Genomic DNA, 12,120 nt, shown 5'->3' with positions numbered 1-12,120 from the left:
CCGGCCGCGGGCTGACCCGCGCCCGCCAGCCCTCCGCCACGTAGTGGCGCAGCAGCGCGGCGTCCGAGGCCCCGGCCAGCGCCTCGGCCTGGGGGCCGGGCAGGCGCTGCCGGTAATGGGCGGCGTCGAAGTAGGGGGCGAGGGTCTCCATCCGCAGGGCCAGCGCCGCGTCCGGGTCGGGCCGGGCGGGTCCGCCGTTGCGGACGTAGTGCACCAGCGGGTTCTGGGTGGCGAAGGTGAGGCCGCGGGTGAGGCAGTAGGCCAGGGTGTCGAACTGCGGTGCCGGCTCGCGGCCCTCGCGCCAGCCGGAGGCCATGTAGTGGTCGACCGGATCGACGCCGGCGGCGGCGAGGTCGGGGTTGTTGGCCAGGTAGAAGGCCCCGTCCACGAGGCGGCGGGCGAGGCGCTCGGCCTGGGCCGTGTCGGGCTTGGGCAGGGGCGCGCCGGCTGCCCCGCCCGCAACGCCGGCCTCGCCGCCGGCCCGGGCGCGCCGGCGCGTGAGGGCGTGCAGGAACGGGTTGATGCCGGCCCGGGCGAGGTAGGGGCGGTCGGCGAGGTAGGCGGCGGAGTCGAAGTCGGGGCGCGGGTCGCGGCCCTCGCGCCAGCCGTGGACGAGGTAGTCGCGCACCGGATCGGCCGTGATCCCGTACCAGCTCGCGTAGAAGGCCGCGTCGACATGCGGGGCCAGAGTCGCGATCTGCGCGTCCGCGGTGACGAGATCGTTCGCCGCCGGAAGGCCGCGGCGCACCGCCAGCCGGATCAGCGGATTGCCGCGCACCCTGCGGTACAGGCGGAAGAACCGCTTCAACGCACCGCTCGCGCTGCGCCGCGCGCCGCGCGCGCCGGTCCGCGATCCGCGGCGTCGGAGGCGGTGCAGGCCACCAACCCCGAGGCGGGCTTCGGCCCGGCGGCGCTTGAGACGAGACCTGAGGCTCGGAGGAGCATGTGTTCGCGCGGGCCGATTGTGGGCTTGATCGAAGGCGTGCCGGCGCGTCGGACGAGACGCCGTGTCGGCGGTTCATCGCCCTAACGGAACACGCGCACCGGGTAAACAACGGGGCGCCGACGGTGCTCCGCAGGACCGATCCGAGGCCCGGAGCCGTCCGCCCTCGCCTGCCTCATCGGGGTGCGGTCAGATCAGGTCCGGACGCCACGTCACGTCCTCGCGCACGATGCGTGCGGGATTGCCGGCGGCTACGCAATGGGGCGGCACGGTTCCGGTGACGACAGCGTGTGCGCCGATGATGGCGTTGTCGCCGACCACGGAGCCTTTGAGGAGCGTGGCGTGATTGGCGATCCAGACGTGATTGCCGACGCGAACGGGCTTGGCCGGATTCAGCCGCTGCCCGGTATCCCGGGTGACGATCGAGTGAAAATCGCTCGTCGTCATCCAGACGCCGGACGCAATGGAGCAATCCGTCCCGATCTCGATCGCCTTCGCCTCGACGGGATTGAGATGGACAAGACCGGTGAAGCCGGTCCTGTCGCCGATGCGCAGGATCGAGCTGGGGCCGACATAGATGTTGGCCATCGAGAGCCGTACGTGCTCGCCGACATCGAACCGGCAGTTGGACTCGATGACGATGTGCATGTCCTTGTCGGACACGCAGCCTCTGCCTATGCGGATGTAGTTGTTGTCGCCGTTGATGTAGATCTTTCCGGCTTGGCTGTGCTGATCCCGCGAATCGATGTCAATGACATTATTCTCCCCTTTATCGAAAATATTCAAAGACATAATTTGCTCTGCGGGATCTATGAATGCCCCTGGGCGCGACGCGGCCGACGTCCCGGAGCGGACGGCCGCACATCGAACCCGTGGAAGAACGTTCGCCTTCTGACGTGACGATTACGGTATCGGCGTGCCGAATTCGGAATCCGTCGAGATTCGGCAATTGCGCCGATGACTCCAAGCCGGCAGAGGCGTTCGAAGATGTCTCTAAGCCATCGGGCGTCGTCCTCACAACTCGCGCTGCCGATCGCGGGCCGTCACCGGGCCCGGCCGGCGAGCCTCCGCGCGCCTGTTGACGCCGCAATGGTCCTATGACGTATGCCGTCACCCAGCGAAATCATGGGATGAGGCCGTCCGGTGGCTGAGGACAACACCCTGACGAAGGCCCTGGTCGACGTGCGGGCGCGCAGGGCCGCGCTCCAGAGCGACTACGACCGGATCGGAGCCGAGCTGACCAAGCTCCGGGCGGCCGAGGCGGCGCTGACCTCGATCGTCGAAGGGATCCCGCTGGACGCCTCCGGTCTCCACGCGCCCGAAGGTCCGCGGGCCTCCGCGGCCGAACGCGCCGCGCCCGCCTCCGGCGGACGGCGCGGCGCCCGCGGTCCCCGGGCGAACTCGGCCAAGGGACGGCTGAAGGCGCTGCTCGGCTCGGCCGGCCCGCAGGGCCTGTCGCATGTCGAGATCACCGAGCGGCTGCCCGACGTCGCGCCGAATACCCTCAACACCTATCTCAGCATGCTGGTGACCGGCGGCGAGGCGATCCGGAACGGCGACTTCTTCACGGCCGCCGCGCCCGTGGAGTCCGAGGAGGGTGAGGGTGACACCGAGGCCGACCCGGACTCGGATGCGGAGGTCCAACACGACGCCGCCGAGTGAGCCGGGCGTCCGGCGAGGGCGACGGTGCCTCCTTTGGCGGGCGGAGCGAAAAAGACAGCGGCGCCGCGCGCGGAGATGTCGCGCTGGCCGGGCTCACCGTCCTGCGCTCGTGTCGGTGCAGGGGGGGGGCTTGAATTGATCAACAGCCCTGTGACGGCCCCGTCCGGCCCGTCGATTCCGCGCCCCGGTCCTTCGGGTCAGGCCGACGCCATCCGCCGGATGATCGGCAGCATCAGCGCGCTCGGGGTGGCGGCCGGCACGGGGAAGATCGTGGCCGTCTGATCGGTCTTCACCCGGGGCAGCCGCTCGATCACGGTCCGCAGCTTCGGGAGCGTCCGCCCCAAAGTCGCGGCGAGGGTCTCGCCCGCGATCTTGGCCATGACGTATTCCAGGGTGTCGCGAGGCGCCTCGTCGATGGCGGTGGTCGACGGGTAGAAGGCCGCCACGGCGTCGCTGCGGTCGAGGCAGAACTGGCTCAGCTCGTAGAACGCGGCATTATAGACGCGCATCATCGTGTCCAGGCAGGCCGGCTCGAAGGGCGCGCGCTTCTGTCGGAAGATGCGGGGCGTCGCGAAATGGTAGAGCTGCGACGGGCGCATCGCCAGCGCCGCGAGCTGCGCGGCGGCCGGCGCGGCGGCGTCGTAGCGGAGGATCTGGCAGCGCCCGCCCGCGGCGCGGATTTCCCGGGCGACGGCCTCCGCTTCGTCGGCGCCGGACGCGTAGGTGATGCACACCGTCCCGCCGCCTGCGGCGATCAGCTTGGCGGTCGCGGCGCCGAGGCCCCGCGACCCGCCGACGATCAGCGCGGACACGTCGGCGAAGGCGCCCGGCTCCACCAGGGCCGCGAGGTCCTGCAGGCTCTCCTGCTCCACCGGCCGCGGACGGACGAAGCCCTCGACCCGGGCCATGAGGCCGGGGCCGGCGGCGTCCAGCGTCACCGATTGCAGCATCGGCTGGAACCGCTTCACCGCGTAGCCGAGGCTCGAGCCGGCATCCCCGTCGGTGACGGTCACGTCGATCTTCGAGAGGATCGAGTGGAGGCCGGGCACGAACATGCCGACGAGCGTCGAGAGTCCGCCCAGGGCGGCGACCCGGCCGGGGCCGAGGACGCGGGCGAGGCGCGGCGCCAGCGCGGCGATCGCCGCCGGGTCCGGCAGCGTGAAGGCTCCGGCCAACCCCGTCAGGGCCGCCGGATCGCGGGCGATCGGCTCCGCGGGGATCGCGGTGGGTGCCGTCTCGACCGGCCGGGCCGGGGCTTTGTCCGCCGCGAAGGTCGCCTGGATCGTCAGGGTGCGGACGCCGTCCACCGCGAGGGACAGGCGCAGCTGCCCTGTGTCCGCCGCGTGGACCGTCAGCACGGTGCAATCCCCGACCAGTACGAACCGCTCGAACCGCATCTGCAGCGTCGCGAGCCGGTCGAGGGGATGGGCGTCGGCGCAGGCATCGAGGGCCCAGAGGGCGGCGTGGACGCCGTGGACGGCCCGCTCGCCGGCGAGCGTCCGCCGGGCCATCCGCGCATCCATGTGCATCGGGTTCACGTCCCCCGTGGCCCGCGCGAAGGCGGCTTGGTGCGCCTCGGTCCAGATCCGCGTCGCGGCGGCGTCGTGCGAACCGGATCCGTTCATCGCGCAGCTCCTCCTCGGCCGGTCCCCGCCCCGGCCGGGCTGGCCGGCCGCCGGGTGCCCAGCCCCTTGCTTTATGACACGCGATCTCGCAAGAGGGCGGCGCTCGCACGCACGGTAAGGGGCCGGTCGATCGCCGGAGGGCAGGCATCCGCAGGATGTCGCAGGGACCGGTATCGAGGATGACCACGGCTCGCGCCCTGTCGATCGGCTTCGTCGGAAACGTCGTCACCAACCCGTTCGGGAAGATGGCGGGCCGCCTCGCGGATCTCGCCACGGTCTCCTGCGAGCATCTCCCCATCGGACAGATCGAGCAGGTGCTGGCGGGTCCCGCCGCCGCCGACGTCCTGATCGTGCATCTCGACCACCGCTGGTTCTTCGACGTCGCCCCGGACGAGGCGGCCGTCGCCCGCGCGCGCGGCCTCGCCGAGCTGGTCTCGGCGCGGCTCGCCCGGGCGCCGGGGACGATCATCCTCAACACCGTGCCGTTCGTGCCATTCTCCTCCGTCGAGAGCGACCTCCACGACCAGCTTGATGCCCTGGCGCGGGTGAACGCGGTGCTGTTCGACCTCGCCCGGGCTCAGGAGCGGGTCAGCGTCGTCGACGCCGCCGGCGCCCTGGCGCTGCTCGGCTTCGCCAACGCCTTCCGCGAGCGCAACCGGTACATGTACCAGATGCCCTACGCCCCGGCCGCCGTGGACGCGCTCAACGCGCGCTATGCCGACGCCGTCGCGGCGCGGCTGCGGGCGCGTCGCAAGGTGGTGGTGGTCGATGCCGACAACACCCTCTGGGGCGGCGTCGTCGGCGAGGACGGGGTGGAGAACCTGGAGGTCGACAGCGACTATCCGGGGATCGTCCACACCCAGCTCCAGCGCCAGCTCCTGCGCCTGAAGGGCCTCGGGATCCTGCTCTGCGCGGTGACGAAGAACAACGAGGAGGATTTCCGCGCGGTCTTCGCCCAGCGCGCGATGCCGCTGCGGCTCGACGATTTCGTAGCCTACCGCAGCAACTGGTCGGAGAAGAGCGAGAACATCCGCGACCTCGCGGCGACGTTGAACCTCGGCCTCGACAGCTTCGTCTTCCTCGACGACAACCCCTTCGAGATCGAGGAGGTCCGCGCCCGGCTCCCCGGGGTCGAGTGCCACCTGTTCGACCGGACGCGTCCCGAGCAGGCGCTCACCCTGCTCGACGGCATCGCGTCGCTGCGCGCCCGGAACGTCACCGCCGAGGATCTGGCCAAGACCGAGCAGTACCGCGGCGAGGCGCAGCGGCAGGAGCTGCAGCGCTCGGCCGGCTCGATGGACGACTACCTCGCCTCCCTCGAGATCCGGGTTCATGTCGCCCGCAACAACCCGGGCTCCCTGCGGCGGGTCACGCAGCTGATCAACAAGACCAACCAGTTCAATTTGACGACCCGGCGCTACACCGAGGACGAGGTCGCCACCGCCATGCAGGAGGGCGGCGTCTACGCGGCCCGGGTGGTCGACCGGTTCGGCGACATGGGCATCGTCGGGGTCGCCATCGTCCGGGGCGGCGAACTCGAGACGTTCCTGATGAGCTGCCGGGCTCTCGGACGCCGCATCGAGGCCCAATTTCTGCGCCACGTCTGCCACCAGGAGGGTGATCGGGACCTGAAGGCCCAGTATCGCCCGAGCGCGAAGAACCGGATGGTCGAGACCTTCCTCGACGACAACGGCTTCGAACCCCTCAGCGCTGGCCCGGATGGCAAGACGTACCGACTGACACGAGGACCGGATGACACCCCCTACATCCACATCGTCGCGGAGTGACCGCGGCGCCGTCGAGGCGGCTGCCCGCGCCACCTTCGCGCGGCTCGTCGAGACCTGGGGGCGCCCGGACCTGCAGAATCTCGGGCCCGAGGACGACGTGTACGAGCGGCTCGATTCCTTCGCGGTGGTCGAGCTCCTCCTCGAGACGGAATCCGAGATCGAGCGGACGATCGGCCGCTACGTGCCGCTCGCCAACGAGAGCATCCTCGACAGCACGAAGTCGCCGCTCCGCCGCTTCCAGGGCTGGATCGACTACGTCGCCGAGACGGTCGAGCATGGCTGACCTGCGGTTCTCGCGCGCGGCCCTCGCGGGGCTCGTCACCACGGTCGGCGCACGCGTCCTGGCCTTCGACGACGAGGCTGCCGCCCTCGGGCTCGCCCCCGAGGAGGCGCAGCGCCTCAAGCGCGCGATGGGCTTCTCGACCCGGCACGTCGTCGCCGATCCCGGCACCACGACGGCGGATCTCTGCCTGCACTCGGCGCGCCACCTGCTGCGCGGCCTCGACCTGCAGCCCGACGCCGTCGACGGGCTGATCCTCGTGACCCAGACGCCGGATTACAGCTCGCCCTCCACGTCGATCGGGATGCAGCACCGCCTCGGCATGCGCACCGACACGCTCTGCTTCGACATCCGCCTCGGCTGCAGCGGCTTCGTCTACGGGTTGTCGGTCGCCTACAGCCTCGTCGAATCCGGCCTCAACCGCGTCCTGCTCTGCGTCGGCGACGTCGCGAGCCGCATGGTCGCGACCGGGGACCGGTCGATCACCCCGATCATGGGCGATGCCGGCGCCGCGGTGCTGATCGAGCGGCGCGAGAGCGAGAGCGTCTTCCAGCTCCACAGCGACGGCTCGGGGGAGAAGGCGCTGTTCATCCCCCATAGCGGCCTGCGGGCCGACGCGGCGGATGCGGACAAGCCCGCGACCATGCACATGGACGGGGCGCAGGTCTTCAACTTCACCCTCAAGCGCGTCCCGCCGCTGATCGAGGGCATCCTGGCCTTCTCGGACACGCGCGCCGAGGACGTCGACTTCCTGGTCCTGCACCAGCCGAACAAATACATCCTCAAGAACATCCAGCGCCGCCTGGGGCTCGACGACAGCAAGCTCCCGACCGGCACCCAGTCGGTCTACGGCAACCAGAACTCGGCCTCGATCCCCGGCACGATCTCTGGCTTCCTCGCGGCGGCCTATGCGGACGGCCAAGTGCGCTCGCTGCTCGCCGGCTTCGGGGTCGGCCTGAGCTGGGGGGCCTGCACGATCACCACCGACCGGATCTTCGCGCCCCCGGTCATGACCTACGAGGAGACCATCCGATGACCGAGGGCGCATTCCTGGACGAGCTCGGCACGATCCTCGATCAGCCGGGGCCGCTGGCTCGCGGGCAGAGCCTCGGGGAGATCGAGACCTTCGACTCGCTGGGCATCCTCAACATCATGGCGCTCTACGACACGCTGGGCCTCGAGGTGGATCCGCAGCGGATCGCCGGTGCGGCGACAACCGACGACCTGATCGCGCTGGCCGGCGCGAAGCTACAGGCCTGAGCCGATGTCGGAGCCGATGTCGCAGCCAGGGGGGCACGTCCTCGTCGTCGGGGCCAGCAGCGGCATCGGCCGCGCCGTCGCCGAGCGTCTCCGCGCGGGCGGGGCGCGGATCACCGCACTCGCCCGGCGGGCGGACCGGCTCGCCGAGCTGGAGGCGCTCGGCTGCGCCGCCGTCGCGGCCGACGTCACCGACCTCCCGGCGATTGGCGGCGTGCTGCAGGCGGCGGTCGCCGAGCGGGGCCTCCTGACCGGGCTCGTGTACTGCGCAGGCGTTCAGGTCATCAAGCCGATGCGCAGCCTCGGCGTGGAGGAGGTCGAGCGCCTCTATCGCACGAACCTCGTCGCGCCGACCCTGTTCGCGGCGTCCTTCGGCAGCGCCCGCGTCTCGACCCGGGACGCGGTGTTCTGCGCGGTGTCGTCCGTCGCGGCGCAGCGGCCCGAGCCGGCGATCGTGCCCTACGCCGCCTCCAAGGCGGGTCTCGACGCCCTGATCAAGGGGCTGGCCCGGGAACTTGCCCCCCGGCGCGCCGTCGGCGTCGCCCCCGGCTGGCTCGACACCGAGATGACTCAGGCCCATGCCCGCCTGTACGGCGCGGAGTTCAAGGACGCGCTGGAGAAACGGAGCCCCGCAGGCGCCGCGACCGTCGGATCCGTGGTCGACGCCATCGCGTTCCTGATGTCGCCCCAGGCCCGGCACGTCACCGGCGAGATCCTCCGGGTCGATGGCGGAGCCATGCTGTGACCGGGCCGGGGCAGCGTCTCGCGCTGATCGGCGGCGGCGGATTCTCCAAGGAGATCGCCGAGGTCGCGCAAATGTGCGGCTACACCGTGGATGCAACTTATTCGAGCCAGCCGAGCGCGCAGGTCGGTACCTACCGGGGCTATCTCGACGAACTGCTGGCCGACCGCGCCGCGTATGCAGGTGTGGCCCTGGCCGTGGGCGGGGTGAGCCGGGCGGCGATCCAGGCGCGGGCCGAGATCATCGCGTGGCTCGACCGCCACGCCCTGCCCTGCCCGCCCCTGGTCTCGCCGCATGCGATCGTCAGCCAGGGCGTCGGACTGGGCGCGGGGGCGTTCGTGGCGCATGGGGTGATCGTCAACGTCGATGCGCGGCTCGGGCGGTTCTGTGTCGTCAACACCGGCGCGATCATCGGGCACGACGCGGAGATCGGGGACAACACGACGATCTCACCCGCGGCGTTCATCGGTGGGCGCTGCGCGATCGGCGCGGACAGCTTGGTCGGCCCGCTGGCCAAGGTGCTACAGGGGCTCAAGGTCGGCGAACGGGCGATGATCGGCATGGGCTGTACCGTGCTACGCGCTGTGCCTAATGAGGCCGTGATCTGGCCGAGGCCGGATAATCCTGTCGTCGCTTCAGATCGCGGTTGAGCCGATCCGAGCCCGATTGAGTGCCATGACGGCGCTTGGGTTTGTGCGATAGCTCACTTCGAATTTGCGTCATCGATCGCGCGTTGGGCAAGGTTGCGATTGCGTCGTCTTCAACTCAGCCACCTGATCGATTTGGCCGCTCCCATCTCGGCTGGATCTCTACGAGCGATCAGGCGACGTTGATCAGATCTTCCACGCTACCTCCCTACGTACTCAGCGCCTACGGCTGGTGCGATTGTTCAAGGCAGGTCTGCTCATCAGGGAATTAGGCCATTAGACGCTTTCCCTCGATAGCCCGCTGCCGGAAATTCCGACCAGAAACCAGATATATAGCGTACGCCTGCGGTGAAGGCCGCGGTCGTTCTCCCGATGGGGTGTCAGGCAGCGATCGGCCTGGGCTGATGTTGGGTCCAGTTCCACGGCAACTGATCGTCGATGTGCCGGGCCGGATGGTCGGGCAGACGGCTGAGCACATCGGCGAGCCACGCCTGCGCATCGATGCCGTTGAGCTTGGCGGTCTCGATCAGCGTGTAGAGGGCGGCCGTGCGATGGCCGCCGGCATCCGAGCCAGCGAAAGTCCAGTTGCGGCGGCCTACCGCGATCGGCCGGATCGCCCGTTCGGCGGCGTTGTTTGAGAGGCAGGCACGCCCGTCGTCGAGGAAGAGGATGAAGGCGCCCCACCACTTGAGCATGTAGTCGATCGCTTGCGCCACCGGAGCCTTGGCCGAGAGCTTGGCGCGGTTCTCCCGTAGCCACGCTTCCAACTCGGCGACGAGGGCGGCCGAGCGGGTGCGACGGTGCGCGCGGCGTTCATCGGCGGCGAGACCGTTGGTGGCGCTCTCGGTGGCGATGATCGCATCAATCCGCGCCACCGCCTCGATGGCGATCGGAGCCTTCCTGAGCTTAGCCAGTTCGATGAACTTGCGCCGGGCATGCGCCCAGAAAGCCGCCTCGCGCAGCGGGCCTGGTTTGCGACCGGGCTCGTACAGCCGACCAAACCCAGAGAAGGCGTCCGCCTGCACGAGGCCGCGGAAGTCGCCCAGCCAGGTCTCGGCATGCGCGCCGGAGCGGTCGGGGGAGTAGAAGTAAGCGGCGGCCGGTGGTTCGGGGCCGCCGAAGGGACGGTCGTCACGCACTACCGTCCAGAGCCGCCCCGTGCGGGTCTTGCCCTTGGCCAGGACCGAGACGGGGGTGTCGTCGAGATGCAGGCGCTCAGCCCCTCGAACATGAGCCTCGACCTGGGTGACCAGGGGCGACAAGGCGGTGGTCACCGCTCCGACCCAGCCGGCCAGCGTCGAGACGTCGATCGGTACGCCCTCGTGGGCGAAGCGCTGGCTCTGGCGATGCAGCGGCAGGTGCAGGCCGAACTTGGCCATCATCACCTCGGCCAGAAGGTTCGGGCCCGCTCGTCCGCGCGGGATCGGATGGAATGCGGCCGGTGTCTGCGCGATCGTCTCGCAGTCGCTGCACGAGACGCGCTCGCGTACGTGCTGGATCACGACCCAGCGCGCCGGGATCCGCTCCAGGGTCTCGGTGACGTCCTCGCCGAGGAGGCGAAGGCGCGTCCCGCCGCAACAGGCGCAGGTCGTCGGGCCGGGATGGACGACGCGCTCGCGTGGCAGGTGCTCGGGCAGAGGCCGACGGGCGGGCTTGCGCCGCGAGGAAGCCGCACCGGAGAGCGCTTCGGGCTCGGCGGCCGCCTGCGCTTGGGTCTCAGCCAGCGTCTCCTCCAGATCCTCTAGGACGAGTTCGAGCTGGTCGATCCGGGCGCTGCGCTCCGAGGAGGTCCCGAACCGTTCTCGCCGCAGCCGGGCGACCTCCAGCTTTAGCCGTTCGATCGCGATCTCCGAGGCGAGCCGGGCCGCCCGCTCGGCCAGGATCATGGCATGGGCGGCGGCAAGATCCATGGGAAGCGGCGGGGGCTCGGGCGCGTTCGGCACGCTTGAGAGAAGAGCATATTCTTCAAGCGCTGTAACGCGTTATCCTCAGCCGAGAGCGCTCGGACGCCAGCTCTCCTGCGGCATCCGCCAGTCGATACCCGAGAGCAGGTAGCCGAGTTGCGCCGTCGAGATCGTCACGGCTCCATCCGCCACCGAGGGCCACAGGAAACGGCCGCGGTCGAGCCGCTTCGTGTAGAGGCACGCGCCCTGTCCATCGTGCCAGATCACCTTGATCAGGTCGCCGCGCCGTCCGCGGAACACGAACAGATGTCCGCCATGGGGATCGCGCTTGAGCGTCTCCTGGACGATCAGGCCGAGACTGGAAAAGCCCTTGCGCATGTCGGTGTGGCCGGTGGCCAGCCACACCCGCACGTTGGCCGGCAGTGGGATCATCGGCCCTCCAGGGCGTCGAGCACCCGCCGAAGCGCCGCGGCATCGACGTCGGAGCCGACCCGAACGCGCCGGCCTCTGCCGAGATCGATCTCGATCACTCCGCCGGAGCGACGGCAGTGGTTGTGCGCTCGACCAGGCTCGACCGTCATCGCGGCGGACGTGGGCGTGATCACGACGGGGACCAGCGCTGGCGTGGGAGCACCAACACGCTCGCACAGCAACTTGCGCCAGCGGAACAGCTGACTGACGTGGAGACCGGCCCGGCGGGCGACATCCGAGGTCGACACACCCGGTTCAAACGAAGCGGCGACCAACCGCTCCTTCTCCGCCCGCGTTCAGCGTCGACGCCGCTCGGCTCTCACCAGTTCGATACCCGCCTGGGTCATGCTCAAGGTCCTAGGATTACTCCTATGACCTCAGCCTCAACGGGCCAGCTCACAAGGCGGCTGAATCGCGCCGGGATTTTCGGAGGCTCCAACTCTTGAGTATCCGTGTTGGTCAAGTGTGGTTTGGAGCCCAGGGCCGATTGTCCCTGATGAGGGCGTTTGCCATGACGATGAGCCTGCGCATGATGGCCACAAGAGCGACCTTTTTCTGCTTTCCGGCGGCGGTCAGCCGATCATAGATAAGCTTGAGGTCCACGTTGAAGCGCGCGGCAACGATGGCGGGAAAGTAGAGCGCTTGGCGTAGCGCGGCCCGCCCACCTTGAATCCGCTCCTTGCCTTGCCATCGCCCTGATTGTTGCGAGACAGGAGCAAGTCCGGCCAGGCTGGCGGCCTGCTTGCCTTCCAGTTCGCCGAGTTCCGGCATGTCGATGGTAAGCGTAACGGCGGTGACCTCG

The 12,120-nt window shown here is 69.7% G+C and carries 12 protein-coding genes and 2 pseudogenes; 7 read left to right on the top strand and 7 right to left on the bottom strand.

All coding sequences use genetic code 11. From position 1 onward, the window contains the following. Both BM396_RS31240 and BM396_RS31235 read right to left on the bottom strand, forming a co-directional pair. Positions 1-808, bottom strand: a pseudogene (locus BM396_RS31240) (glycosyl transferase); the annotation flags it as partial. A gap of 324 nt (positions 809-1,132) precedes the next feature. Next, entirely contained in the window at positions 1,133-1,606 is a 474-nt protein-coding gene (locus tag BM396_RS31235; protein ID WP_244539029.1) for an acyltransferase, read from the bottom strand. 480 nt (positions 1,607-2,086) lie between these two features. Between BM396_RS31235 and BM396_RS31230 the strand changes: the two genes are divergently transcribed. Beyond that, a complete protein-coding gene (locus BM396_RS31230) occupies positions 2,087-2,605 on the top strand; it encodes a hypothetical protein (protein WP_043388039.1) in 519 nt (172 codons plus the stop codon). A gap of 197 nt (positions 2,606-2,802) precedes the next feature. Here the strand turns inward: BM396_RS31230 and BM396_RS31225 are convergent, their stop codons facing one another. Next, complete coding sequence (locus BM396_RS31225) at positions 2,803-4,230, bottom strand: MaoC family dehydratase (RefSeq protein WP_043388038.1); 1,428 nt, start codon at positions 4,228-4,230, stop codon at positions 2,803-2,805. 179 nt (positions 4,231-4,409) lie between these two features. Between BM396_RS31225 and BM396_RS31220 the strand changes: the two genes are divergently transcribed. From BM396_RS31220 to BM396_RS31195, 6 genes are read left to right on the top strand one after another with little or no spacing between them, the layout of a single operon-like run. Continuing rightward, a complete protein-coding gene (locus BM396_RS31220; protein ID WP_043388036.1) occupies positions 4,410-6,017 on the top strand; it encodes an HAD-IIIC family phosphatase in 1,608 nt (535 codons plus the stop codon). Then, the gene (locus BM396_RS33590; protein WP_244539028.1) at positions 5,983-6,300 is read left to right on the top strand and encodes a hypothetical protein; all 318 of its coding nucleotides are present in this window, start codon (positions 5,983-5,985) and stop codon (positions 6,298-6,300) included. Before BM396_RS31220 ends, BM396_RS33590 begins: the two co-directional genes overlap by 35 nt. Beyond that, the gene (locus BM396_RS31210; protein ID WP_043388035.1) at positions 6,293-7,333 is read left to right on the top strand and encodes a 3-oxoacyl-ACP synthase III family protein; all 1,041 of its coding nucleotides are present in this window, start codon (positions 6,293-6,295) and stop codon (positions 7,331-7,333) included. The genes BM396_RS33590 and BM396_RS31210 overlap by 8 nt, the downstream gene beginning before the upstream one ends. Continuing rightward, positions 7,330-7,557: a hypothetical protein gene (locus tag BM396_RS31205; RefSeq protein ID WP_010685059.1), complete on the top strand. Its 228-nt coding sequence runs from the start codon at positions 7,330-7,332 to the stop codon at positions 7,555-7,557. The genes BM396_RS31210 and BM396_RS31205 overlap by 4 nt, the downstream gene beginning before the upstream one ends. Before the next feature lie 16 nt (positions 7,558-7,573). Further along, a complete protein-coding gene (locus BM396_RS31200) occupies positions 7,574-8,299 on the top strand; it encodes an SDR family NAD(P)-dependent oxidoreductase (protein WP_043388045.1) in 726 nt (241 codons plus the stop codon). Continuing rightward, positions 8,296-8,946: an LbetaH domain-containing protein gene (locus tag BM396_RS31195; protein WP_043388033.1), complete on the top strand. Its 651-nt coding sequence runs from the start codon at positions 8,296-8,298 to the stop codon at positions 8,944-8,946. The genes BM396_RS31200 and BM396_RS31195 overlap by 4 nt, the downstream gene beginning before the upstream one ends. A gap of 377 nt (positions 8,947-9,323) precedes the next feature. Here BM396_RS31195 and BM396_RS31190 read toward each other — a convergent pair whose 3' ends face one another. The 4 genes and pseudogenes from BM396_RS31190 to BM396_RS31175 form a co-directional block, all read right to left on the bottom strand. Then, entirely contained in the window at positions 9,324-10,853 is a 1,530-nt protein-coding gene (locus BM396_RS31190; RefSeq protein WP_078947399.1) for an IS66 family transposase, read from the bottom strand. Between the two features lie 78 nt (positions 10,854-10,931). Beyond that, a complete protein-coding gene (tnpB, locus tag BM396_RS31185; RefSeq protein ID WP_024827170.1) occupies positions 10,932-11,279 on the bottom strand; it encodes an IS66 family insertion sequence element accessory protein TnpB in 348 nt (115 codons plus the stop codon). Further along, a pseudogene (locus tag BM396_RS31180) lies at positions 11,276-11,602 on the bottom strand (transposase); the annotation flags it as partial. The gene tnpB and the pseudogene BM396_RS31180, both read right to left, overlap by 4 nt. Positions 11,603-11,777: 175 nt before the next feature. Further along, positions 11,778-12,120 (bottom strand): transposase (locus tag BM396_RS31175; protein ID WP_139239499.1); only part of this gene is annotated, 343 nt, incomplete at its 5' end.

The sequence above is a fragment of the Methylobacterium sp. UNCCL125 genome (genome assembly GCF_900116795.1).
GTDB lineage: Bacteria > Pseudomonadota > Alphaproteobacteria > Rhizobiales > Beijerinckiaceae > Methylobacterium > Methylobacterium fujisawaense.
Note: the sequence above shows the minus strand (reverse complement) of the source record. Positions and strands in the feature narration are given on the sequence as shown.